Here is a 26,075-nt window from a genome sequence, read left to right on the forward strand (position 1 = left end):
TTATGGAAGAATTAAAATTTCCACTGTGCCGAAATTGAGGCGTTCAGGGGTTCACCTGGTTGAACCCATAAATCGTTATAGCTTGAGACATAGTAGGTTTTATCAAACAGGTTATTTACATTGAGCTGATAGCGTAAGCGGTCAGATGGGGCATAGTAGCCATTTAAATTGACCAACGTATAGCTTGGTAAATTAAATCCATTATCAAGATTATGTCCGCTGCGCTCGCCTACATAAGTAAGGTTAGCGCCTACACCTGCTTTTTTTGCGCCGTCTTGTAGAAACTCATAATTGGTGTTTACGGAGCCTTGGTGTTTTGGAACATTGCTCAGACGTGCACCCTTTGCCAAGTCTTGGTCTTTTTCAATTTGAGCATCAGTATAACTATAGTTGGCATTGACAAACCAACGGTCAGTGATTTGGCTATTTAAGTCAAACTCAATCCCTTTACTACTTACTTCACCTGCTGCGGTTTGAAAATTACTGTCGATTGGATCGGTTGTCAGTACATTATGTTTTTTCATTTTAAACAGAGCGAGACTCAGCACACTTTGGTCGTTTATTTTATATTTGGTGCCGACTTCATAGCTTTCTCCTTTTTCAGGAGCAAAAGTCTGACCATTTCGGTTCATACCGCTGTTCATGGCAAATGAGCGGCCATAGTTCGTATAAAAAGCCCATTGGTCAGAGGCTTTAAAATTTACTCCGAAACGTGGACTATTCTGGTGAAGCGTTTGGTTGCTTTCAGTCTGAGTCAAATGATTTTTAAAGTCTTGTTCGACCTGATCAAAACGGTTGCCAAATAGTACACTCCATTGGTCATTAAAAAAGATCTGGTCTTGAATATTGAGTGCAAAATAGCGTTGGCGCTCTTTGGTGTCGGTAAACGGAGCTAAGTTCGGTAAATATTTGCCGTATTCAGGTTGGTAGATATCAATTGTGTTTGTTGAGCTTGTGCTGTGATTGCGACGAAGCTGGTTTTGCTTATAGTCGAGTTGACCAAGCTCGGTTGAAAGTAGAATTTCATGACGAGCCCAAGACGTATCAATCTTGCCAAGTAACTCTGTCTGAGCCAGAACATCTTCACTTGTATAATCACGATAGCGACGTTGACGCTCTAAAGTACGACCATCGGCTTGCATACGTCGTGGTTCGGTTGCAAAGCCGACCATTTGTGCATCTTTATAACTGACTGCACTATTTAGCTTCCAGTCAGGGTTAAATTCGTGACTCAGACGTAATTGGTAAAAGTAATCTTTTATTTTTAAATCGCCATCGTCAGGTTCACCTGTAAAGGTTTTCGGGTCCATCACAAACTGGTGATTGACTGTACTTACACCACGGTCAAAGGTTCCTTTGTGCTCTGTAAATTCACTGTCAAAGTCGAGTTGCGTTTGGTCTGAAATTTTCCATGTAAGCTGTGGTGAAAAGAACCAGCGTTCACTGCTGACATGGTCACGGAAGCTTTGATTATCTTCATGAGCTACTGCTACACGATAGGCCAGTTCATCATTTATAGGCGCGGTATGTTCCAGACTTATGCGATATTGTTCTTGGGTATTGGCACGTAAGTTAAGTTCACTTTCGCTTTCCCACTGTGGTTTTTTACTGTTGAGGTTAAGCAAGCCACCTGTTTCGCCGCGGCCATATAGCGCCGCCATTGGCCCTTTTAAAAACTCTAAAGATTCAATATTTACTACATCTTTTGGAGCACTAATCCCTCGGTTAACACTCAGACCATTTCGAATCATAGAGACACCTAAATTTGGGTCGCCACTAAAACCTCGGAAAGAGTAGTTATCCCAAAAGCCGCCCCCATAATTGTTTTGATGAAAAACTCCGCTCACTAAAGTTAATGCATCATCAATCCGTTGAACGTCTTGTTGTTCTATCATTTGTTTAGAGAGAAAAGCACGATTAAACGGTACATCTAAAACATCGTGAGAAAACTTGGTTGCCGAGCTATTTTGGCTCACATTTTCCCGGGCGCTTTCAGCCTGAACACGTATGGTCTCAAGTACCGTTGACGTTTCTTCTGCCCAAGTGAGAGTCGATATAAACGAGAGTCCTAACGAAGACAACAAACCTAATTTGTGTTGCATAAATGAACAGCCATAAAAGACAAAAGGAATTAAATGTAATAGTATAACGTTACATTATTTTGTTGATTATCGCTATGCCTTTAGAAAAAAATATTGAGCGTTTACAGTCGATTGATGCCTTACGCGGTTTAGTTATCTTGATTATGCTACTTGACCATGTAAGAGAAACTTTCTATCTGCATAAGCAGGTCATAGATCCAATGGATGTGACCGCGACTGAACCCGCCTTATTTGGTAGTCGTTTATTGGCCCATATTTGTGCTCCGGTTTTTGTACTTTTAACCGGTATTTCTGCTTTTTTATTTCAGTCAAAAAAACAAGACTTACAGCAAACACGTGCTTTTTTATTAAAACGTGGCTTATTTTTGATTGTACTAGAGCTCACGCTGGTGAACTTTGCATGGACAGCAACTTTTCCACCCGAAGTCATTTATTTACAAGTGATCTGGGCGATTGGTATTAGCATGGTGGTGCTAGCGTGCTGTGTAAGTTTGCCTTTGCCTGTTCTTGCGGGCGCAGGTTTGGCTATTGTTTTTGGGCACAACTTATTAGATTCAGTACATTTCTCTCAAGGCGTCTTACAAAATATATGGTTGGTTTTACATGACCGTGGTTGGCTTGAGATTGCAGGCATCAAGCTTCGCACAAGCTATCCTGTTTTACCTTGGATTGGCGTGATTTTATTGGGCTATGCGTTAGGCCAGTTCTTTAGTTCAAAATATTCAGCAAAGCAAAGAAGCCGTGTTTTACTCAGCCTTGGTTTAGTAAGTATTGGATTGTTTGTTTTACTGCGTTTTATCAACGTCTATGGCGACCAGCCGTGGCAACATTTTGAGTCATTACAACTGAGTCTCATGAGCTTTTTTAACCTCACTAAGTATCCGCCGTCCTTATTATTTATTTTGCTGAATGTTGGAATTGGATTGATTGTGCTGGTGGCTTTTGAACGTATGCAGCAATATTCATTTTTAAAACCATTGGTGGTGTTTGGTTCGGTTCCTATGTTCTTTTATTTACTGCATTTATATGTGTTGAAACTGATGTATGTGTTTGCAATAAGTGTATGGGGAGCCAACCATGGCAATTATTTGTCGGTTAATCATGTGTGGATGCTGTGGTTAATCACGATTGTGTTGTCTTTTGCGCTTTATCCTGCTGTTAAATGGTTCTCGAAATTCAAACATCAAAACAAACATATTTCGATTTTAAAATATTTCTAATGTTCAAAATGTGGGTAAAGCGAGTTCAATAGTGGCCTCGCTTTACTTGCTCACATCTAGATATAGAGTTTCTTTGACTTCTTCCATGACCACATAACTATGTGAAGATGCTGAAGCGGGGAGTTTCTTTAACAGATCTCCTAATAAGCGGCGATATGCGCTCATTTCCTTTAAGCGAGCTTTTACAAGGTAGTCAAACTCACCTGAAATGAGATGACATTCGAGTACTTCAGGAATCTCGACCAAGTCTCTGGCAACCTGATCAAATACATCGCCTGATTTGGCTGATAGTTTAATTTCTAAAAAAACGAGCAGATTACGATCTACATAAGCTGGGTTTAGCCGTGCGTAATAACCCATGATAATGCCGTCGCGTTCAAGTCGTTTGACACGCTCTGAACAGGGGGTGGTCGACAGGTTGACTCTTGATGCCAATTCACTAATCGCAATTCGTCCTTCACGCTGCAAAATGTCCAGAATCATGCGATCTATACGATCTAAGGGGCGCATAGATATTTCCTCTTTTTTTTAAATTCTCGCGAGAAAAACATAAATTTACCTAGATTATAGCCTGAAAAACAGTGAAATAAACTATTTAAGCAGAAATATACTAGTTAAATAAACTGGTGTGCGTGAGGGAATGGAAATGCGCGTAATTGTTTTAGGTAGCGGCGTTATTGGAGTGGCAAGTGCCTATTATCTAGCTCAACAAGGAGCTGAGGTTACTGTTCTCGATCGCCAGTCAGGTCCTGCTGAAGAAACAAGCTTTGGTAATGCAGGTCAAATTTCGCCTGGGTATTCTACCCCTTGGGCAGCACCAGGAATCCCTTTTAAAGCTGTGAAGTGGATGTTCCAACATCACGCACCGCTTGCGATTAATTTAGATGGCAGCATGTGGCAGTTACAGTGGATGGCGCAAATGCTAAAAAACTGTAATCCACAAAGTTATGCGGTGAACAAAGAACGTATGATGCGCGTGGCTGAATACAGCCGTGACTGCTTACGTGAACTCAGAAAAGATACAGGAATTAATTACGAAAACCGTGCAAAAGGCACGTTGCAGTTATTCCGTAAAGAAGCACAAATGGAAGCGGTTCAACGCGACATTAGCGTGCTTGAAGAGTGCGGCGTAAGCTACGAATTATTAAATGGCAACGAACTTGGTCGTGTAGAACCAGCGTTGGCAAATGCGCAAGATAAATTGGTTGGTGGTTTACATTTACCAAATGACGAAACAGGTGACTGTTATTTATTTACCAATGCTTTAGCTCAAATTGCTAAAGAGTTGGGCGTTAACTTCCAGTTCAACCAGAACGTAGAAAAGTTGATTGTTGAAGGCGATGAAATTAAGGGTGTTTTGGTCAATGGTAAGGTCTTAACCGCAGATCGTTATGTACTAGCGTTTGGTAGCTATTCACGTGATTTCTTGAAACCACTTAATCTACAGTTGCCTGTATATCCTGTGAAAGGTTACTCGTTGACGATTCCAATTGTTGACCCTGCTTTTGCTCCGCAATCTACAGTGCTTGATGAAACCTACAAAATTGCGATTACTCGTTTTGACCAACGTATTCGCGTAGGTGGTATGGCAGAGTTAAGTGGCTTTAACTTAGGTCTGAACGAAGACCGCCGTGCAACCTTGCAAATGGTGACTCAGGACTTGTTCCCGGGCGGTGATATGGCACAGGCGTCTTTCTGGACTGGTTTACGTCCAATGACACCAGACAGTACACCGATTATTGGCGCAACTCGCTTTAAAAATCTGTTCTTGAATACAGGTCACGGTACTCTAGGCTGGACGATGGCGTGTGGTTCAGGAAAATTAATCAGTGACATCGTATTGAATCACAAGACTGATATCAGTACCGATGGCCTTTCAATTCAGCGTTATTCACACGCGCATGCTGCATAACGGACGTTAGGAAAGTAATCATGCCTCGTCCTATTACCGCAGTCATCCACCGTCAAGCCTTACAAAATAACTTGGCGGTGGTACGCAAGGCTATGCCAAACAGTAAGGTCTTTGCCGTTGTAAAAGCCAATGCTTATGGACACGGAATTGAACGTGTTTATGAAGCGTTTAAAGCAGCAGATGGCTTTGCCTTACTTGATCTTGATGAAGCAAAACGCATTCGTGCTTTAGGTTGGACAGGTCCAATTTTATTGCTCGAAGGAATTTTCTCTCCTCAAGATTTATTTGATTGTGTGCAATATCAACTCAGTTTCACCATTCATAGTGAAGCGCAAATCGAGTGGGTAGAAAAGCATCCTTATCCTGCTCAATTTGATGTTTGCCTAAAAATGAACAGTGGTATGAACCGTCTTGGTTTTAAACCACAACACTATGTTCAGGCTTGGGAACGTTTAAATAACTTGGCAAATGTGTCCAAGATTACCCACATGATGCATTTTTCAGATGCAGATGGCGATCGTTTCGGTCAGCAAGGCATTGATTATCAAATCACTGCATTTGAAGAAATCGTTAAGGATTTACCGGGCGAAAGATCGGTAAGTAATAGTGCGGCAATTCTGCGTTATCAACACCAGCTCAAATCAGATTATGCACGTAGCGGCATCATGCTCTATGGCAGCTCGCCAGACTACCCGACGCATAGTATTGCGGACTGGGGCTTACAACCGACCATGAGCTTACGCACTGAAATTATTTCTGTTCAGCATTTAGAGCCGAATGAAAGCGTAGGTTATGGCTCAAACTTTGTCGCAGAGCAGCCCATGACGATTGGGATTGTTGCTTGCGGCTATGCCGATGGTTATCAGCGTATTTCACCAACAGGTACGCCTGTTTTAGTGGACTCTGTCCTCACTCGTACAATTGGCCGTGTCAGCATGGATATGTTGGCAGTCGATTTAACAAATATTGACAGTGCCAAAGTCGGCAGTGAAGTCGTGCTTTGGGGCCAATCAAGTACAGGCGTCGTTTTACCTATTGATGATGTCGCAATTTCATCCGGTACGGTGGGCTATGAACTGATGTGTGCTGTCACCTCCCGTGTTCAATTTATTAATCAGGTATAAGGAAATCCGAATGTCTAATTCAGATATACAAAAGATTAACACTAACGAAGTCATGAGCGCCGTGACTGTTTTTAACAAAGTGGTTTATTTGTCAGGTCAGGTACCTAAAAATACCGAGCAAGACGTGGCAGGCCAAACTCGTGAAATTCTTGCAACGATTGATGAACTTTTGGCAATAGCCAATACCGACAAATCTCGCTTGCTCTCTGCACAGCTCTATTTAAAAAATCTTTCTGACTTTTCAACCGTAAATGCAATTTGGGTTGACTGGTTAAAAGGGTGTGTTGCTCCATCGCGTGCCACAATTCAGGCCGATTTGGTTAATCCAGACTGGCTCATTGAAATTGCCGTGACGGCAGCACAAAAGTAATTCGTTTTTACTCCAAAAATGATGATGTATCTAACAGAAGGAAGATAGATACGGTTTATCCAGTCATTTTTTGGTGAACAGATTAAGTGACCTATGGCATACGGTTCGATTTTCGCCATAGGTTGCTGATCTTAACAAAGGAATTCAAAAAGGAATTTTAATATGACAACGGCTCGTCATTCAGATACGGAAAATTCTCCTGATCATCTGCAACGAAAACTGTCTAACCGTCATTTACAACTGATTGCTATTGGCGGTGCAATTGGAACCGGCCTATTTATGGGCTCGGGCAAAACTATCTCCCTCGCAGGTCCTTCAATCCTTTTGATCTATATGATTATTGGAGGCATGTTCTTTTTCTTGATGCGTGCAATGGGCGAGTTGCTCCTTGCAAATCTGCATTACAAATCTTTTGTTGATATGGCTCATGACCTGATTGGTCCTTGGGCTGGTTATTATTTGGGCTGGACTTATTGGTTAGGTTGGGTGCTGGTGGGTATTGCGGACCTTTCAGCGGTCATTAACTATTTAGGTTTCTGGCTACCCGATGGTGCAAGCTTCTCTCCGATACAGCAAGCCATGATTAGTGCAGGCTGTGTATTGTTTGTGATGGGCCTTAACCTACTGACAGTACGCCTATTTGGTGAAATCGAATTCTGGTTTGCTCTCATTAAGATCTTGGCGATTATTGATCTGATCGGAGTGGGTGGTTATATGATTTTCAGTCATTTCCAAGCTCCGCAAGGCGCTGTTGCAAGCATTAGTAATGTCTGGTCACATGGCGGTTTATTCCCGAAAGGTACTGAAGGCTTCTTGGCAGGATTCCAGATTGCTGTATTTGCTTTTGTCGGGGTGGAACTTGTAGGTACAACGGCTGCTGAAACCAAAGATCCAGAGAAGAATTTACCGAAAGCAATTAATGCGATTCCAGTACGTATTATTTTATTCTATGTGTTGGCACTGTTTATTGTGATGTCGGTAACGCCTTGGGATCACATTCGTGCAGATAAGAGCCCGTTTGTTGAGTTGTTCTTAAATGCGGGTATTCCGGTTTCTGCGATCATCATGAATTTGGTGGTGCTATCTTCGGTCATGTCTTCAATGAACAGCGGCGTGTTTTCAACCAGCCGTATGTTGTTTGGTTTATCAAAAGATGGTCAGGCACCCGGTGCATTTGGACGCTTATCAAAACGCGCAGTTCCTTCAAATGGTTTGATTTTCTCTTGTACGTTTATCATGGGCGGAGCGGTACTTCAGTACTTTGTTCCAAACACCATGGAGGCATTTACTTTGGCAAGTTCACTCTGTGTAATTCTATTCATTAGTGTCTGGAGTCTCATCATGGTGTGCTATTTACGCTACCGTAAATTGCGTCCTGAATTACATGAAAAGTCAACATTCAAAATGCCAGGTGGCGTTTGGATGAGTTATATTGTTTTGGCATTCATGCTTTTCACTTTAGTCATCTTGGCATTAGAGCCAGATACATTGAAAGCTTTATATGTCAGTCCAGTATGGCTAGTCATTTTAGGTGTTACCTATCATGTGCTCTATAAACCACGCATGAAAAAACTAGGACGTGAACTCGTCAACGATCATTAAGTTTTATTAAAAAGCCAATCAATCATGATTGGCTTTTTTATTTTTATTGGTTTTTTTATCGGAATAATATTGTTTATTTTTGGACCAATAGAGCAGTTTGGAGGGTATTGGAAAAGTACATATAGCAGGATCACATGCTACACTTTGGCTAATCTGGAGACCCAGATTGATTAATTAAAATTGCCGTGAAGGCAGTACATAAATAATGTGACTTAAAAAAAATCAGGACAAACGATTTATCAATTAAGGAAAAAATATACTTGAACATCTTGTCCTGAGGTATAGACTCAGCAACCCACGATATACGGTTCGTTTTTCTCCCTATAGGTTGCTGATTTAAGTTAAGCAAAATATAAAAAGGACTTCTAATATGACAATGGTTCATCATTCTGATGAGGCAAGCTCCCCTGATCATTTACAACGGAAATTAAATAATCGCCATCTACAAATGATTGCAATTGGCGGTGCAATTGGAACCGGCTTATTTATGGGCTCGGGTAAAACCATCTCCCTCGCAGGTCCTTCAATTCTCGTGATTTACATGTTAATTGGTGGCATGTTCTTTTTTCTGATGCGTGCATTGGGTGAACTACTACTTGCTAATTTACATTACAAATCATTTGTCGATATGGCTTATGACTTGATTGGCCCATGGGCTGGTTATTATATCGGTTGGACTTATTGGTTAGGCTGGGTACTGGTCGGTATTGCCGATCTTTCTGCGGTCATTAATTATTTAAGTTTCTGGCTGCCCGAAGGCACCAGTTTCTCACCAATGCAACAGGCCATGATTAGTGCAGGCTGTGTACTATTCATTTTAGGGCTTAACCTTCTTACGGTGAAGTTATTTGGTGAAGTTGAATTTTGGTTCGCACTCATTAAGATTTTAGCCATTATTGGCCTAATCGGAGTAGGTGGCTACATGATTTTTACTCATTTCCAAGCTCCGCATGGTGAGGTTGTGAGTGTAAGTAACGTGTGGTCGCATGGTGGCATATTTCCAAAAGGTGTAAGTGGATTTTTGGCAGGTTTTCAGATTGCCGTGTTTGCCTTTATTGGCGTTGAGCTGATTGGTACAACTGCTGCTGAGACAAAAGATCCACAAACGAATCTACCTAAAGCGATTAATGCTATTCCGTTACGTATTATCCTGTTCTACGTTTTGTCGCTCTTTATCGTTATGTCAGTTACCCCTTGGGATCACATTCGTGCAGATAAAAGTCCATTTGTTGAGTTGTTCCTAAATGCGGGTATTCCTGTTTCAGCCATCATCATGAACTTGGTCGTACTGTCTTCAGTGATGTCTTCAATGAACAGCGGTGTGTTTTCAACCAGTCGGATGCTGTTCGGTTTATCGAAAGATGGTCAGGCGCCAAGTGCATTGGGACGTTTATCAAAACGTGCCGTACCTTCAAATGGTTTAATCTTCTCATGTATTTTCATTATGGGTGGGGCAGTGTTGCAGTACTTTGTTCCAAACACCATGGAAGCATTTACTTTGGCAAGCTCACTCTGTGTGATTCTCTTTATTAGTGTATGGCTTCTGATCATGGCATGCTATTTACGTTACCGTAAGTTGAGTCCGGAGTTACATGCTAAATCGACCTTTAAAATGCCGGGCGGGGTGTTGATGGCGTATGTTGTCATTGCATTTTTCTTGTTTACTTTAGTGATTTTGGCACTAGAGCCAGATACTTTGAAAGCACTCTATGTTAGTCCATTATGGCTGGTTGTTTTAGGCGTGACATATTTTGTGTTTTATAAGCCACGTATCAAAAAGTTAGACCAAGAACTCGTTTAATGAACTATAAATGATTTCAAAAAAAGCCAATCGATCATGATTGGCTTTTTTATTTTAGATTTTTTAATCCACCAACAAATGCTGATATTTATCGGCTTGTTTACGTAGATAATCCCAGACCAATTTAATGCGCGGTTCATGTTGTAAATCAACAAAGGTCAGCATCCAAAACGTGTGGGTAAAGCGAACTTGTTGCTCTAACACTTCTTCAAGTTCCGGTTTATCATCTGCCAAAAACTTGGGCAAAATCGCAAGTCCTGCGCCAGCACTCACGGCAATTTGTTGGGCCAAAATACTGCTGCTACGGAAGTTAGCATTCAGCTTTAAAGGTAAACGTTCTAGACAATACAACTCAGGGCTATACACCAGATCATCAATATAGTTCACAAAGCGATGTTGGATTAAATCTTCTAAGGCTCGGATAGGCGGGTTTTGGGCCAGATAGTTTTTGCTACCATAAATTTTTAAACAATAATCTGATAATCGCGTAATGATGTAAGGGCCAGACGTTGGGCGATCAATTGACACCACAATATCTGCCTCACGGTGTGAAAGCTTAATCATTTTTGGCACTGGAATTAGGTCGATGGTGAGCAGTGGGTATTGAATCGAGAACTCAGCCAGTAAGCGTGCTAAAAACGCAGTACCAAAACCTTCCGGTGTGCCAATTCGCACACGACCTTGCAAAGGTTGATGTGGTTTTTCAATTTGTAAGAAAGCTTGTTCCATTTGCTCAACTCGAGGAACCAGTGCCATCCCTTCGAGTGTCAGCTCATAACCCGTCGCTTCACGCTTAAACAGCGTTGTACCCAAAGCAAGTTCTAGGGCCTGAATCCGTCTTGCAACCGTACTGTGCTCGACACCAATAATACGCGCAGCATTGGTTAGAGTTTTAGTGCGAGCTAAAACCAGAAAAAAATGTAGATGATCCCAATCCACTTTCATTTTTATTGTAATCCCTGTGCATATTTGCACATCAATCGTGCATGAATTTGCGTTGGTGGTCAAAGATTTCTTTGTTAGTCTCAATTGAAACTGAAATAAAGAAAATACGATCAAAAAGTATTTTCTAATAATTGAACACAATAAAAATATGGCCTACGGAGAGGTTATGAACACAATCCAAAAAATCGAATTGGAAACCGCTAAATTACTCATTAACGGACAATTTATCGAGTCTGAAACACAGGAATGGCAAGACATTATTAACCCTGCAACTCAGGAAGTGATTGGTCGTGTACCATTTGCAACGGTTCAAGAAGTCGATGCTGCTATTCAAGCTGCACAAGATGCTTTCGCTTCTTGGCGTCAAACTCCAATTCAGGCACGTATGCGCATCATGCTTAAGTTGCAAGACTTAATCCGTGCCAACATGAAGGAAATTGCGCAAGTATTGACGGCTGAACAAGGCAAAACCTTGGCAGATGCTGAAGGCGATATTCAACGTGGTTTAGAAGTGGTTGAGCATGCTTGTTCAATCGGTACTCTACAAATGGGTGAATATGTAGAGGGTGTGGCACGTGGTGTAGACACGTATACCTTGCAGCAACCTTTGGGTGTGTGTGCTGGCATTACGCCGTTTAATTTTCCAGCCATGATTCCCCTGTGGATGTTCCCAATGGCAATCGTTTGTGGCAATACGTTTGTTTTAAAACCATCAGAACAAGATCCGTTATCAACCATGATGCTCGTTGAACTTGCGATTCAAGCAGGTATTCCAGCAGGTGTGCTGAACGTTGTGCATGGTGGTAAAGAAGTTGTTGACCGTTTGTGTACGCATAAAGACATTAAAGCCATTTCATTTGTTGGCTCAACTGCGGTGGGAACGCATGTTTATAACCTTGCTGGGCAACATGGCAAACGTGTGCAGTCGATGATGGGTGCAAAAAACCATGTGGTTGTGATGCCAGATGCCAATAAAGAGCAAACCTTAAATGCCTTAGTGGGTGCAGCGTTTGGTGCAGCAGGGCAACGTTGTATGGCATTGTCGGTTGCAGTCATGGTGGGTGAAAGCAAACAGTGGATTCAAGAGTTAGTCGAAAAAGCGAAAACTTTAAAAGTGAATGCAGGCCATGAGCCAAATACTGACATTGGCCCAGTCATTTCAAAACGTGCTAAAGCGCGTGTGCTTGATTTAATTAATAGCGGTGTTGAGCAAGGTGCAGAGTTGTTACTCGATGGGCGTGATGTTCAAGTTCAAGGCTATGAGTCGGGCAACTTTGTCGGCGCAACGATTTTTAGTGGCGTAAATACCGACATGCGTATTTATAAAGAAGAAATCTTTGGTCCAGTACTTTCGATTATTTGTGTAGACACCCTTGAGGAAGCGATTGCGCTTATCAACGCCAACCCATTTGGTAATGGTGTGGGCTTATTTACGCAAAGTGGTGCGATTGCACGTACTTTCCAAAACTTGATTGATATTGGTCAAGTTGGTATCAATATTCCAATTCCTGTACCAGTGCCTTTCTTTAGTTTTACGGGTTCAAGAGGTTCAAAACTGGGTGATTTGGGGCCATACGGCAAACAGGCTGTGCAGTTCTATACCCAAACTAAAACCATTACCAGTCGCTGGTTCGAAGATAGCCATGAAGTTGGCGGTGTAAATACAACAATTAATTTACGTTAAGGGGATCACGGATGAATATCGCCTTTATCGGTCTAGGGAATATGGGCGGCAAAATGGCCCATAACCTACTGAAAGCCGGAATCAAAGTTTATGGTTATGACCTCAGTGAAGTTGCGATTCAGCACTTTGCCGAGGCAGGTGGGGTAGTGTGTGATAGTCCACAGGATGCAGCTAAACAAGCAGATGTCGTTATTAGCATGTTGCCTGCGGCAAAGCATGTTAAGGAAGTTTACTTAGGTGAAAATGGTGTATTGGAGGTGCTAAAAGCAGGTAGCTTATGCATTGATAGCAGTACCATTGACCCACAAACCATTAAAGACATTGCCACTGTTGCACATAGCAAAAATATTAAAATCTGTGATGCACCCGTCTCTGGTGGAACCATTGGTGCTCAAGCAGGAACCTTAACCTTTATGGTGGGTGCCGATGATCAAACCTTTAACGAAGTAAAACCTGTGCTTAGCCACATGGGCAAAAACATAGTTCATTGTGGTGATGTCGGTGCAGGCCAAATTGCCAAAATCTGCAATAACCTGATTTTGGGTATTTCAATGGCAGCGGTGGCCGAAGGTATGGCGCTGGGCGTGAAACTCGGCATTGATCCACAAGCATTGGCCGGCGTCATTAACACTTCAAGCGGTCGTTGCTGGAGCTCGGATGTGTGTAACCCATGGCCGCATATTAATGAAAATGCCCCAGCATCTCGAGGCTATCAAGACGGCTTTGCAACTCAGCTGATGCTAAAAGATTTGGGTCTTGCAGTAGAAGCGGCAGGCCAAGTCAAACAGCCAGTCGTATTAGGTGGCATGGTGCAACAGCTTTATCAGCAAATGTGCATGCGCGGTAATGCTAATCTCGATTTTTCGAGCATTATTCAGCAATACCTGCCTCAAGAGGCATAATGGCAAAGCCAAAGGATGGCTTTAACTCAATTAAACCCTGTCGTGAATAACAACAAATCCGGACTGAGGGAAAAGATATGATGGATTATCAAAATGCTGCACAGGCTTTCGATTTGGAAAGTACTGCAAAAAAAATGTTATCAGGTTCAGTTGATGCTTTAAATGCTTGTTATGAATGCTGTGATCGACACGCAGATGGCGACAAAATTGCGCTGTATTGGCAAGGAAAAGACGGCCGAAAAGAGCAATACACCTTCCGTGAACTAAAAGAATGGTCAAGTCAGTTTGCCAACTTTTTAAAATCACAAGGTGTGAAAGCAGGCGACCGTATTTCCGGTCTATTACCAAGAACACCTGAATTGATCGTGACTATTTTTGCAGCTTGGCGAATTGGTGCAGTTTATCAACCACTATTTACTGCATTTGGCCCAAAAGCGATTGAGCACCGTATTCAGCTTGCACAAAGTAAGCTAGTGGTGACCGATATGGGTAACCGTAGCAAGCTTGATGAAATTGAAAATTGCCCTGCAATTGTGACTGTCGCCGATGCACAAGGTACTCCGCTTAAAACAGGTGATTTTAATTTTTGGAATGAAGTGAAGCAGCAGTCCGAGCAATGCGATCTGGTTATGCGTAGCATTCAAGATCCTTTCTTGCTCATGTTTACTTCAGGCACTACAGGTCCTGCTAAACCATTGGAAGTGCCTTTAAAAGCATTGATTGCCTTTGGTCGATATATGCAAGATGCCATTGGTTTAACCGAAGAAGATTCGTTTTGGAACATTGCCGATCCGGGTTGGGCGTATGGTCTTTACTATGCGATTACTGGGCCATTATTCTTGGGTTACGCTACTTTGTTCTATGACGGTGGTTTCAGCACAGATAGCCTATGCCAAATTGTGAAAGATTATAAAGTTAACAACTTGGCAGGTGCACCAACGGCTTACCGTATGATGATGGCGGCTGATCCAGCACAAATGGCGCCCTTAAAAGGGCAGTTCCGTGTAGTGAGCAGTGCAGGTGAGCCGCTGAATCCAGAAGTGATTCGCTGGTTTAAACAAGTGCTTGATGCTCCAATTTATGACCATTATGGGCAAACTGAAGTGGGCATGGTGGTGTGTAATCATCATGGTTTAAAACATGAAATTCATGCTGGTTCAGCAGGTTTCCCAAGTCCGGGCTATCGCGTTGCGATTGTCAATGAACAAGGTGAAGAACTTCCGCCAGACACACCGGGAATTTTAGCGGTCGATATTAGCCAGTCTCCAATGATGTGGTTTGGTGGCTATAAAGAAAGCCGTAAATCGCCATTTGTTGGTCATTACTATTTAACTGGCGACACTGCCGAACTTCATGCCGATGGCAGCATGAGCTTTGTCGGTCGCAGTGATGATGTAATCACTACATCGGGCTATCGTATTGGGCCTTTCGATGTAGAAAGCGCTTTACTCGAACATGATGCAGTGATTGAAGCAGCAGTGATTGGTGTGCCTGACCCAGACCGTACCGAAGTGGTTAAGGCCTTCGTAATTTTAGCTGCGGATGCTCAACCTTCCGATACACTTGCTGAACAACTCAGCCAGTTTGTTAAAAGACGACTTTCTGCACATGCTTACCCACGTTTAGTTGAATTTGTGAGTGAATTACCTAAAACTCCAAGTGGCAAAATTCAGCGCTTTTTATTGCGTAATCAAGAAATTGCTAAACAACAAGCTAAAGCAGGGTAAAGGAAATAATAATGCAATTTACCGAAGAACAATTACTCATTCGTGATATGGCGAAAAGTTTCGCCCAAGAACAAATTAAGCCTAATGCCAGCGATTGGGACCGAGATGGGACATTCCCGAAAGAAACCTTGGCTCAAATGGGGCAACTCGGTTTTATGGGTATGCTTGTTTCAGAGCAATGGGGCGGTTCAGACACAGGTAACTTAGCCTATGTACTGGCTCTTGAAGAAGTTGCGGCAGCAGATGGCGCAACCTCAACCATCATGAGCGTACACAACTCGGTTGGTTGTGTGCCTATTTTAAAATTTGGTAACGACGAGCAAAAAGAGCGCTTTTTAAAACCTCTGGCGCAAGGTGAAATGATCGGCGCTTTTGCTTTAACTGAACCACATACTGGATCAGATGCGGGAGCCATAAAAACCCGAGCAGTGAAAGATGGTGACGATTACATCTTAAATGGTGCCAAGCAGTTTATTACCTCTGGTGATAATGCTGGTGTCATTATTGTGTTTGCCGTGACCGATCCGAGCGCAGGTAAAAAGGGCATTAGTGCCTTTTTAGTTCCACGCGAAACTCCAGGCTATGAAGTGATTCGTGTTGAAGAAAAACTAGGTCTGCATGCGTCGGATACCTGCCAAATTGCGCTGACAGATGTACGTATCCATAAAAGCTTAATGCTGGGTAAAGAAGGCGAAGGCCTGAAAATTGCTCTCGCCAATTTAGAAGGTGGACGTATTGGTATTGCTGCACAAGCAGTCGGTCTAGCACGTGCGGCGCTCGAAGAAGCGACTCGCTATGCCAAAGAGCGCATTACTTTTGGAAAACCAATTTTTGAGCATCAAACCATCGCGTTTCGCCTTGCCAGCATGGCAACTGAAATTGAAGCAGCGAGACAACTGGTTCACTACGCTGCGCGTTTAAAAGAAGCAGGTCAACCGTGTCTCAACGAAGCTTCAATGGCCAAGTTATTTGCTTCAGAAATGACGGAGCGCGTGTGTTCGAGCGCCTTACAAGTGTTTGGTGGCTATGGTTATCTCAGAGACTTCCCAATTGAGCGCATCTATCGTGATGCGCGTATTTGTCAAATTTACGAAGGCACGAGTGATATCCAGCGTTTAGTGATTGCACGTAGTCTATAAAATCAGAACAAGGAATAAGTAATGCAGTGGCAAAGTATTTTATTAGAAAAGCGTAATGGGGTTGGACTGATTACATTAAATCGCCCTCAATCGCTCAATGCTTTAAACAGTGAATTAATTAGTGAAATTAATCAGGCATTAGATCAGCTCGAAAAAGACCGCGAAATTGGTTGCATCGTATTGGCAGGTTCTGAAAAGGCTTTTGCCGCAGGTGCCGATATTAAAGAAATGGCTGATTTGGCATTTCCCGATATTTATTTAGATGATTTTTTTCATCTTGCAGACCGTATTGCGCAGCGCCGTAAACCTTTAATTGCTGCGGTGAGTGGCTATGCATTGGGTGGTGGCTGTGAGTTAGCGCTGATGTGTGATTTTATTTATTGTGCTGATAACGCCAAGTTTGGTTTACCCGAAGTCACTTTAGGTGTGATTCCGGGTATTGGTGGCACACAACGCTTAACCCATGCCATTGGTAAAGCTAAAGCAATGGAAATGTGCCTTACTGCTCGTCAAATGGACGCTGTAGAAGCAGAACAAAGTGGTTTAGTTGCACGTGTGTTTAGTAAAGAAGAATTACTTGAACAAACCTTGCAAGCCGCTGAAAAAATTGCGGCACGCTCTTTAACTGCAAACATGATGCTCAAAGAAACCATTAACCGTGCTTTTGAAGTGAATCTGACTGAAGGCTTACGTTTTGAAAGACGCATGTTCCATTCAATATTTGCAACATTTGACCAAAAAGAAGGAATGCAGGCTTTTGTTGAAAAACGAAAGGCAAATTTTAAAAATCAATAAGAGATCAATAAAATGAATACAGAAAATCACTTAATGATTGAGCAACAAGGTAAGTTGGGCATTATTACCTTAGACCGTGTGACTCATCTCAATGCATTGTCGCTAGATATGATTAAAAGTATTGGTGCCCAATTGGAACTGTGGCGAAATGATGCTGCTGTTCAGGCAGTATTAATTAAGTCAAATAGCCCAAAAGCCTTCTGTGCAGGTGGAGATATCCGCTATCTCTATGACAGTTATAAAAATGGCACGGCCGATTACAAAGGCTACTTTAGTGCCGAATATAAAATGCTAAATATACTGCGTGAATATGAAAAGCCAATCATTGCTGTGCTTGATGGCTATGTATTAGGTGGCGGTTTTGGCTTGGCTCAGGCTTGTCACATTGTGGTGAGCAGCGAAAAGTCCAGATTTGCCATGCCTGAAACAGCGATTGGTTTTTTCCCAGATGTGGGTGCAACACACTTCCTGTCTCGCCTTGATGATATTGGTGTTTATATGGCAATTACGGGTGAACAGATCAGCAGTAGCGATGCACTTTACCTCGATTTAATTGACTACCATGTGCCAAGCGAGCAGTTACAAGCGTTGCAAGATGCTCTCGTTGAAGCACCAAGTTTAAGCAAAGAGGGAATTGAACGCATCATTACCCGATTTATTACTCGCCCTGCCGAAAGCGAATTAAAACAATTGGCTGAAGGTATTCGTAAACACTTTGGATATCAGCATTTAGATGAAATCGAGCAAAGTCTTGAAAATGAACAAGATGAAAGCTTAAAAACTTGGGCAAGTAAGATGCTCAGCATTTTGCAGCAGCGCTCATTTATTGCCAAACAAACCAGTTTAAAACTGCAACATTTAGGTCGAGGTCTCTCCTTACTTCAGTGCATGCAGCTTGAACGTGATTTACAAGATATCTGGTTTGAGCATGGTGACTTTATTGAAGGTGTTCGTGCTCTCATTGTCGATAAAGACAAACAACCACAGTGGCAAGAACGTAATTCGAGATTTGAGCCAATTTTAGAAAAATTGAGCTAAACCGAATTACAAAAACATAAAAAGCTTAAGGAGATAAAGCGAGACCTGAAAATGCTTATGGTCAGGGCTGGTCATAAGTATAAAAAAGATAAAACAAGAAAATCTAAAAAGGATATTACGATGCAATCAATACATGGAAACGGTTCAAATACTAAAAAGTCGTCACATCGATTAGCAGGCATCTCAAGCATGGTCGGCACCACCATTGAGTGGTATGACTTTTTTATTTACGGTGCGGCGGCAGCGCTCATTTTTAATAAGCTATTTTTCCCAAATCTGGACGCACTTACCGGCGTGCTTGCTGCATTTGCAACCTATGCCGTTGGATTTATTGGGCGACCATTAGGAGGCCTAGTCTTTGGTCACTTTGGTGACAAAATTGGCCGTAAATCGATGTTGCTACTGACCTTGATGCTCATGGGGATCCCAACCGTACTGATTGGCTTATTACCGACTTATGAATCAATTGGATATTGGGCTGCGATTGGCTTGGTTGTCTTACGATTTATTCAGGGTATGGCAATGGGCGGTGAATGGGGCGGTGCTGTACTCATGGCCGTTGAACACGCACCCGAAGGCGGTAAAGGGTTCTGGGGAAGCTTGCCTCAAGCCAGTACAGGTGGTGGCTTAATGCTAGCCTCAATCGCGTTGGGTCTGGTGTCGTTATTACCTGAAGAAGCACTGTTTAGCTGGGGTTGGCGTTTACCATTTCTTGCCAGCATTATTTTGCTGGCAGTAGGTTGGTACATTCGGGTGAAAGTACCAGAGTCACCAGATTTCGAAAAAGTAAAACAACAGTCTGAAGACGTCAAAGTTCCTGCTTTACAGGTTTTTAAAAACCATCCAAAGCAACTCATCACCATTATTTTGGCTCGCGCAGCTGAGAATGCGTGGTTTTATATTGCCTCAACATTTACATTGGCTTATACCACTGCACAACTTGGAATCCCACGCCAAGACATTTTATTTGCGACCATTTGCGGTGCAGCCGTCATTTTATTTATGACACCGTTATGTGGACATTTGTCGGATAAAGTCGGCCAACGCAATATGTTTATGTTTGGTCTATGCATATTGGCGCTTTACTGCTATCCATTTTTTACCATGCTCAACACAAAAGATCCGGTATTAGTGTGGACAGCAATTGTTTTGGCAATTGGTGTGGTTTTCCCGATTATGTATGCACCCCAAGCTCAGCTTTTTGCACGTCAATTTCCTGCGGAAATTCGTTATAGCGGAATTTCAATTTCGGTGCAGTTGGCTGGCGTATTAGGTGGTGGTTTAGCACCAATGATTGCTACTAAATTGTTGAGTGTCGGGCAGGGTAATCCATATTTAATTATGCTTTATATTGTAAGTATGGCTGTGGTTGCAATTATATCGACGACATTTATGCCACGTGATCAAAGCTTTGTAGTAGATAAGCATCAAACAAAACCTAAAAATTTAAATCTTAATACGAATGCTTCAGATCATTCTTGAGCTATTTGGAGGATAGAGGCCTAAGTTTTTCTTAGGTCTCTACTAGGGTAAGCTTATAAAATTAAGATAATGACGATATAGCTGTTGTAGAAATGAGATTGGTTTTTATACAAATATATTGTGTTAGGGGTGAAGTGGCTTTTTTCCAATCAAATGCGTTTTGATTTTTTGCCCAAGTAGATGAACCATTAAACCTAGCATCACAACAATAGAACCAAACCATTGCCAGTTGTTTAAATGTTCATCTAAAAAAATAGTAGCAAAAATCATACTAATGACAGGAACCCATAACGAAAGTGGACTAATCTTGGCTGCTGGATAACGTGTCAGCAAATAAATCCATAACCCATATCCAATAATGGTTGCGAAATAAGCTAAGAAAGCAGCAGCTCCCAGACCACGCCATGTTAAGGCTTGCCAGTCTACAACGACACCTTGCCAACCTGTATCTTGGATAGCGAATAATAAAAACCAAAGAGGAGTAAGAATATTTCCCCAAACGACTAACCCGATTGGATTAATGGAACCTATTCGTTTTATAACAATATTTCCACATGCCCAAGAGAATGCTGAACATAAAACGAGTATCAAACCTAATAAAGGGATATGACTATGCTGTTGACCTAATGCAATCAGTAATAGTCCTAATGATGCGATAACGATTGCTAACCATTGATTCCAAGATGCTTGCTCCTTGAGAAGAAATACAGCAATCATCACTGTAAAAAAGGCTTGTGATTGAACAACTAAAGCAACTAGCCCAGTAGGCATACCTGTGGCAATAGCAGTAAACATAAAGGCAAATTGAGAAAAGTTGCTAATAAACCCATATGCCAAGAGCCATTTCCATCCGACTTGTGGAATACGAATAAAAAGTAGAGCGGGGAGTAGAACTAAAATATAACGTAAACATCCCAACATCATGGGGCTAATTTCACTCACACCAACTTTCATAAAATAAAAGTTAATACCCCAGATGAACACCACTGCAAAAGCAGCGAGTTTATCTTTCAACAACATGTGCTTATTCCTGAAAAGAGATTTACGACCTATCTAAAAGATAGGTCGTGTAAACGAGAGGAGGTTAGATTTTGTTATTCTTCGCAGGAACGAGAGTATCTAACTTGGGATGTTGATTACGTAGTTTAAGTAGTTCCACATAGTCACGAATCATAAAAATGCAGAATAAAATCGCAGCACTAGCAATACCGAACCAGAACGCTTTTTGTAAACTTGGAATGAGGGACATTGCGGCAAAGATACAAACCATACCAATAATGGCAACATAACTGAGGTATGGGAAACACCACATACGAACTTTAATTCGTTCAGGGGCAACACGTTCTAGGTGACGACGTAAACGGATTTGAGAAAGGGCAATGATGATATAAACAAATAAAGCTACCGTACCATAGGACTCGACCAAGAAAGGAAAGATACCCTCAGGTGAAAAATACGAAGCTAAAATGGAAATATAACCAAATAGTGTGCTGAATAAGATGGCACGAACAGGGACACCATTTTTAGACAATTTAGTTAAGGCACGAGGGGCATCACCATTTTTGGTTAAAGCAAACAACATACGGCTTGCAGCATAAACTCCTGAATTTAGACAACTCAGAACCGCAACTAAAATGACAGCATTCATAATATCTGCAACAAAAGGGATATTGAGTACTTTAAGTGCACTTACATAAGGTGTTGCGATATCGGGGCTGTTCCACGGCACAAGGCATACGACTAAAAAGATTGAGCAAACATAAAAGAGCAATACACGAGTGATGACAGATTGAGTTGCCTTAGCAACAGATTGCTCTGGATTTTTTGTTTCTGCTGCAGCAATTGTGACGATTTCAGCACCAAAATAAAAACCAGTAGCCGCAACTGCACCTGATAATACAGGAACCCAACCATTTGGCATAAAGCCACCATGGTTTAATAATTCACCTAGTCCTGAAGCTTGATGGTTTGGCCAGAAACCAAATAAATATAATGAACAAAGGAAAATAAATACCCCAATTGCTGCAACCTTGATAGATGAAAACCAAAATTCAAATTCACCAAAAGATTTGACAGAGAACAAATTGGTTGCGGTTAATAGAACGAGCAGAACCAGACTCACGATCCATTGGGGAATATCAGGTAACCAGTAAGCGAGAAGTTTAGCCCCAACAATTGCCTCAAGGGCAATCACGATCACCCAAAAATACCAATACATCCAGCCTGTCATAAATCCAGCGAGGCGAGATAAAAATGGTGAATCTTGAAAAGCGTAGCGAGCATAAGCATAAAAGGAACCTGTTACCGGTGAAGTAGTGGCTAACTCCCCCAGCATACGCATCACTAAAATGATTAAGGTACCTGTGATGAGAAATGAAAGAATGGCTGCAGGACCGGCAGATTGAATCACTACTGAGCTACCGACAAATAGCCCCATACCAATGACACCACCAAGTGCCATCATCTGGACATGGCGTGGCTTTAAGCTACTTTTTAAATCTTGGTTTGAATCTGAATCATACATGGCTAACTCCCCTCATAATTTTTATAACCGTATCGTTAGGCTGATCGTTGAATAACACTTAAAGCATTTCGTCTTTTAAGTAATACCAGCGGTACAACAAGGCTTGCCCCAACCGTCTAAAAGGTCGAAATAAATGTGAAGGTAATGGTGACTGATAAATAGGTAGATCAAATTGTGGGCGTTGAATGCCCATTACTCGTTCTGCAAGACGACGTCCTGCCATTGCTGAAAAAGATACGCCATTGCCGCCATAGCCAATTGCATAATAGATAGTTTCATCAGGATTAGGCTGTACAATTCGTGGCATCATGTCATGACTGACATCGACCCAACCCCACCATGAATATGCAATTGGTATACCACGCAAGCTTGGGAATTTGCGATAGAGTCCTTCTTTTAAACGCTCTAGATGTACAGGGTTATTTGCATCGGCTCCTGTTAAAGCACTTCGGCTGCCACACTGTACTGAACCATCAGGCAATAAGCGGTAATAATGGCGTAAAGTGCGAGTATCTGTAATGAACGTTGTACTATGTAAGCCTGCTTCTTTAAGCTCAGCAGTTGTTAACGGACGGGTGACAATAGAATTAGATAAAATTGGCATGATTTTGCCGGACAAGCTTGGATGCAAACCATTAGGTGTATAACCACCTGTTGCTACAGCCACTCGTTTAGCTTTGACCGTGCCATGGGGGGTACGTAGATAGTGAATACCATTACGTGTTTCCCAATCTAATACAGGACTTGAGGTATGTACTTTCGCCCCAGCAGCACGCGCTCTTTTTAAATATCCAAAAGCCAATTTTAATGGATGTACACCAATACCATCAGGTTCGAGTAACGCACCGGCAGCTTCTTGGTCTCCAACAAACTCTTCGTGAAGTTGTTCGCGGCTTAGCATACGAGTGTTATAACCAAACACATCTTTCATGACTTTGCCTTCGTTTTCTAAAAACGCCAGTTTTTTTGCACGATGAGCAATATATAAATGCCCACCATCTTGTGCATCACATTCAATACCAGTTACCAGATGTTTAAAATAATCAAAACCTTCGCGAATTTCTGCATCTAAACGTTTGGCTATATCTAGTCCCCATTTTTCGATCCACTGTGAACGATATAACCGACCAGAAGCATTTTGACCTTGTCCGCCATTTCGGCTTGTACAACCCCATGCACTACGATTTGCTTCAAGAACTAATGGCGCAGTACCAAATTGTTCTGCAAGAGTTAACGCAGTTGAAAGACCAGTAAAACCGCCACCAATAATGACAATGTCGGCCTCTGTATCACCTGGTAATGGGCCATCATCATCGGGAGGTGTTCCAGCCGTTGCAACCCAGTAGGTTGGTGCGTATTGTTCGTTGCCAGTTACGATCTTATCTGTCAACGGATCAAATTTAGCGTTGTAGGTTTTAAAGCCACGATGAATGGGTTCAGATATTGGATCAACTATTTTGTCTAGAGAAGTTAATTGTTGTACTGATTGATTCATGGGCAGGCTCCTTAAGCGGCTGCTTGCACGGGGCGATTTTTACGGAATGCATTTTTGACTAAAATTTTTCCATCTTTAAAGGTGAAAACATCAACCATGTTGGCTTCAATCTTTCCACCTTCAGGGGTTGATGCTGTAAATGTTGTTTCAGAAATTCCGTATAGCGCATCTTCGCTCAACCAGTGTTTACCATTAAGCCACTGTGCATCAGGAAAACTTTTAAAAGTATTTTCAAATGCTTGACGAACAGCCTCATGCCCTTGAATACGTGTACCGTATACCTCATCACCTGCAACTGTTTCAAAACAACAATCAGGATGCATACAGTCCATGAGTTGCTCTACATCGTGTTTATTCCATGCTGTAGAAAAGTCAGTGATTAGTTGCAAAAGTTGAGCTTGGTTCATCTTTTTAACTCCAAATACATACGAATCCTTTTTGATGATTAAACTGTACGGAAATAGAGCAATTAGCCGTAGTACCAGATTTAAGGTTTTGATGGAGCCAGACTTAAATTAATTTAAATATTTAAAATTTATTAATTTTTTATTTTTTTTATATGTTGGAATAGGTCTTGCATTTGTATTTATGATGCCAGATTTCGGTAAATCATAGGTCTTCAGAGGCAAAATGCACCATGTTAAGCATTTGGGCTTCAAAATAGGTCGAGAAATGCACTATGGAAAGAGATCAGTTTGTAACAAATCCAGAAGCACCAGGTATATGGAACGTATTATTTGCAGAGACTGAGCAAAGTGGACTCAATTTGCAGGGAAGAATTTGCCGTATGATGTTTACTGCATTAGTACAAGGTTATCTCAAGCCAGGTATGGCTGTTCCATCAAGTCGTTATTTGGCAGATCAACTTGGAGTTGGTCGTAATACTGTGACTATTGCATATCAACAACTCGTAGCTGAACGTATTTTAGAGTCTAGGCAACGTAGTGGACATTTTGTGCATCCCAGCTTCCAAATTGATAGTAGTGAAAGCAAAACGATAAAAACGACATCAAAATCTACAGAATGGGTTTCACGCTTTCGTCTTCGCCCATCAGCACAAAGGCATATTAATAAACCTGCGGATTGGATGAGTTACCCATACCCGTTTATATATGGTCAGCCTGACTTTGAAAGTTTTCCGGCCTCATCTTGGCGTGAGTGTGCTGTTAAAGCTTTATCAGCTAAAGATGCATCGATATGGTCAAGGGATATTACACAACAAGGTGATGATACTTTTCTTATAAATGCAATACGGCAACATATTTTACCGACCCGTGGAATTATGGCCAAAGAAAATGAAATATTACTTACGGTAGGAAGCCAGCATGCACTGTATATGTTGGCAGCACTACTACTTAAAGAACAACAAAGTGTTGGTATAGAAGACCCTGGCTATCCTGATGCACGAAATATTTTTATGTTGCATACACCAAATATTGTGCCATTAGCGGTTGATCATGAAGGCGTTACCCTAACAAATGCTGTGGGCTGTGATTATTTTTATGTGACACCAGGACGACAATGCCCAACAGGCATAACCATGTCTCCTTCACGCCGTAAAAAGCTTTTACAACTGGCGGAGCAGCAAGACAGTATCATTATAGAAGATGAATACGATGCACAGGTTCTAGTTCAAAATACTACGATCCCTGCATTAAAAAGTTTAGATCGGCATGGGAGAGTAGTTTATATTGGGAGTTTATCTAAGCCTCTAGCACCAGGTTTACGCTTAGGGTACATCGTAGCAGCTCCAGAACTCATTAATGAGTTGCGTCATTTGCGTCGTCTAATGCTTCGGCACCCCAATGTTTTTAATCAAAGAGTATTTGCCTTTTTTATTGATCAAGGTTATTACCACGGCATGTTACGTCGTCAGTTTCAACTCCATAAATATCGTGGTGAGCAGTTAATATCAGCATTACACCATCACTTTCCCACATGGAATGTTTATGCATTAAATGGTGGCTCGGCATGTTGGATTGATACCCAAAGTGATATCGATTGTACTGTTCTAGCTCAATACGCAGCTAATGTAGGGGTTTTTATAGAGGCCGGTCAGCCATTTTTTCTAAATACAGATCAACATCAACATTTTTTAAGGTTAGGTATTGGATCTATTATTGCCGATAAAATTGATGAAGGAATTCAGGCTTTAGATCAGGCAGTTAATGATTATAAGAAATACAATTAAAAAATTTTTTATGAGTCAAACT

21 protein-coding genes are annotated in these 26,075 nt (G+C 41.8%); 14 read left to right on the forward strand and 7 right to left on the reverse strand.

Features of this window, described 5'->3' with window-relative positions:
* Window positions 1–11: 11 nt before the first annotated feature.
* Window positions 12–2,102 (reverse strand): TonB-dependent receptor, encoded by a 2,091-nt coding sequence (locus tag HJG58_RS11820; RefSeq protein ID WP_171545278.1) that lies wholly within the window; start codon window positions 2,100–2,102, stop codon window positions 12–14.
* Window positions 2,103–2,176: 74 nt separating this feature from the next.
* Here HJG58_RS11820 and HJG58_RS11825 point away from each other — a divergent pair, with 74 nt between their 5' ends.
* On the forward strand, window positions 2,177–3,322 hold the full coding sequence (locus HJG58_RS11825) for an acetyltransferase domain-containing protein (protein ID WP_170249025.1): 1,146 nt from the start codon (window positions 2,177–2,179) through the stop codon (window positions 3,320–3,322).
* Between the two features lie 42 nt (window positions 3,323–3,364).
* Here HJG58_RS11825 and HJG58_RS11830 read toward each other — a convergent pair whose 3' ends face one another.
* Window positions 3,365–3,832 (reverse strand): Lrp/AsnC ligand binding domain-containing protein, encoded by a 468-nt coding sequence (locus HJG58_RS11830; protein WP_001247568.1) that lies wholly within the window; start codon window positions 3,830–3,832, stop codon window positions 3,365–3,367.
* A 136-nt stretch (window positions 3,833–3,968) separates the two neighbouring features.
* On the opposite strand from HJG58_RS11830, the gene HJG58_RS11835 reads away from it, so the two are divergent.
* The 5 genes from HJG58_RS11835 (at window position 3,969) to HJG58_RS11855 (ending at window position 10,131) form a co-directional block, all read left to right on the forward strand.
* The gene (locus HJG58_RS11835) at window positions 3,969–5,234 is read left to right on the forward strand and encodes a D-amino acid dehydrogenase (protein WP_171545279.1); all 1,266 of its coding nucleotides are present in this window, start codon (window positions 3,969–3,971) and stop codon (window positions 5,232–5,234) included.
* 20 nt (window positions 5,235–5,254) lie between these two features.
* Window positions 5,255–6,358, forward strand: a complete 1,104-nt coding sequence (gene alr, locus HJG58_RS11840) for an alanine racemase (protein WP_170249029.1) — start codon at window positions 5,255–5,257, stop codon at window positions 6,356–6,358.
* Window positions 6,359–6,368: 10 nt separating this feature from the next.
* The gene (locus tag HJG58_RS11845) at window positions 6,369–6,728 is read left to right on the forward strand and encodes a RidA family protein (protein ID WP_069035884.1); all 360 of its coding nucleotides are present in this window, start codon (window positions 6,369–6,371) and stop codon (window positions 6,726–6,728) included.
* 162 nt (window positions 6,729–6,890) lie between these two features.
* Window positions 6,891–8,330, forward strand: coding sequence for an amino acid permease (locus tag HJG58_RS11850; protein WP_170249031.1), 1,440 nt, complete (start codon window positions 6,891–6,893; stop codon window positions 8,328–8,330).
* Between the two features lie 370 nt (window positions 8,331–8,700).
* On the forward strand, window positions 8,701–10,131 hold the full coding sequence (locus HJG58_RS11855; RefSeq protein WP_170249033.1) for an amino acid permease: 1,431 nt from the start codon (window positions 8,701–8,703) through the stop codon (window positions 10,129–10,131).
* Window positions 10,132–10,194: 63 nt separating this feature from the next.
* On the opposite strand, the gene HJG58_RS11860 is transcribed toward HJG58_RS11855, so the two are convergent.
* Window positions 10,195–11,076, reverse strand: a complete 882-nt coding sequence (locus HJG58_RS11860) for a LysR family transcriptional regulator (protein ID WP_069035881.1) — start codon at window positions 11,074–11,076, stop codon at window positions 10,195–10,197.
* A gap of 166 nt (window positions 11,077–11,242) precedes the next feature.
* Here HJG58_RS11860 and HJG58_RS11865 point away from each other — a divergent pair, with 166 nt between their 5' ends.
* From HJG58_RS11865 to HJG58_RS11895, 7 genes are all read left to right on the forward strand, one after another.
* Window positions 11,243–12,760 carry a CoA-acylating methylmalonate-semialdehyde dehydrogenase gene (locus HJG58_RS11865; RefSeq protein ID WP_069035880.1) on the forward strand — a complete coding sequence of 506 codons (1,518 nt, stop codon included), beginning with the start codon at window positions 11,243–11,245 and terminating at the stop codon, window positions 12,758–12,760.
* 11 nt (window positions 12,761–12,771) lie between these two features.
* Window positions 12,772–13,662: a 3-hydroxyisobutyrate dehydrogenase gene (mmsB, locus tag HJG58_RS11870; RefSeq protein ID WP_069035879.1), complete on the forward strand. Its 891-nt coding sequence runs from the start codon at window positions 12,772–12,774 to the stop codon at window positions 13,660–13,662.
* A 77-nt stretch (window positions 13,663–13,739) separates the two neighbouring features.
* Window positions 13,740–15,389: an AMP-binding protein gene (locus HJG58_RS11875; protein ID WP_170249035.1), complete on the forward strand. Its 1,650-nt coding sequence runs from the start codon at window positions 13,740–13,742 to the stop codon at window positions 15,387–15,389.
* Window positions 15,390–15,400: 11 nt separating this feature from the next.
* Window positions 15,401–16,528, forward strand: a complete 1,128-nt coding sequence (locus HJG58_RS11880; protein WP_170249038.1) for an acyl-CoA dehydrogenase family protein — start codon at window positions 15,401–15,403, stop codon at window positions 16,526–16,528.
* A 21-nt stretch (window positions 16,529–16,549) separates the two neighbouring features.
* A complete protein-coding gene (locus HJG58_RS11885; protein ID WP_170249040.1) occupies window positions 16,550–17,323 on the forward strand; it encodes an enoyl-CoA hydratase in 774 nt (257 codons plus the stop codon).
* A gap of 12 nt (window positions 17,324–17,335) precedes the next feature.
* Window positions 17,336–18,361, forward strand: coding sequence for an enoyl-CoA hydratase/isomerase family protein (locus HJG58_RS11890; RefSeq protein WP_170249042.1), 1,026 nt, complete (start codon window positions 17,336–17,338; stop codon window positions 18,359–18,361).
* Between the two features lie 120 nt (window positions 18,362–18,481).
* Window positions 18,482–19,843: an MFS transporter gene (locus HJG58_RS11895; protein WP_170249043.1), complete on the forward strand. Its 1,362-nt coding sequence runs from the start codon at window positions 18,482–18,484 to the stop codon at window positions 19,841–19,843.
* Between the two features lie 123 nt (window positions 19,844–19,966).
* Here HJG58_RS11895 and HJG58_RS11900 read toward each other — a convergent pair whose 3' ends face one another.
* From HJG58_RS11900 to HJG58_RS11915, 4 genes are all read right to left on the reverse strand, one after another.
* The gene (locus tag HJG58_RS11900) at window positions 19,967–20,863 is read right to left on the reverse strand and encodes an EamA family transporter (RefSeq protein WP_170249045.1); all 897 of its coding nucleotides are present in this window, start codon (window positions 20,861–20,863) and stop codon (window positions 19,967–19,969) included.
* Window positions 20,864–20,927: 64 nt separating this feature from the next.
* Window positions 20,928–22,367, reverse strand: coding sequence for an amino acid permease (locus tag HJG58_RS11905; RefSeq protein ID WP_170249047.1), 1,440 nt, complete (start codon window positions 22,365–22,367; stop codon window positions 20,928–20,930).
* 58 nt (window positions 22,368–22,425) lie between these two features.
* Window positions 22,426–23,862: an NAD(P)/FAD-dependent oxidoreductase gene (locus tag HJG58_RS11910; protein WP_069035874.1), complete on the reverse strand. Its 1,437-nt coding sequence runs from the start codon at window positions 23,860–23,862 to the stop codon at window positions 22,426–22,428.
* Window positions 23,863–23,873: 11 nt separating this feature from the next.
* A complete protein-coding gene (locus HJG58_RS11915; protein WP_005804779.1) occupies window positions 23,874–24,269 on the reverse strand; it encodes a nuclear transport factor 2 family protein in 396 nt (131 codons plus the stop codon).
* A 272-nt stretch (window positions 24,270–24,541) separates the two neighbouring features.
* Between HJG58_RS11915 and pdxR the strand changes: the two genes are divergently transcribed.
* Window positions 24,542–26,053 carry a MocR-like pyridoxine biosynthesis transcription factor PdxR gene (pdxR, locus tag HJG58_RS11920; RefSeq protein ID WP_069035873.1) on the forward strand — a complete coding sequence of 504 codons (1,512 nt, stop codon included), beginning with the start codon at window positions 24,542–24,544 and terminating at the stop codon, window positions 26,051–26,053.
* The last annotated feature ends 22 nt before the right edge of the window (window positions 26,054–26,075 follow it).

The sequence above is a fragment of the Acinetobacter geminorum genome, from assembly GCF_013009345.1.
Lineage (GTDB): Bacteria > Pseudomonadota > Gammaproteobacteria > Pseudomonadales > Moraxellaceae > Acinetobacter > Acinetobacter geminorum.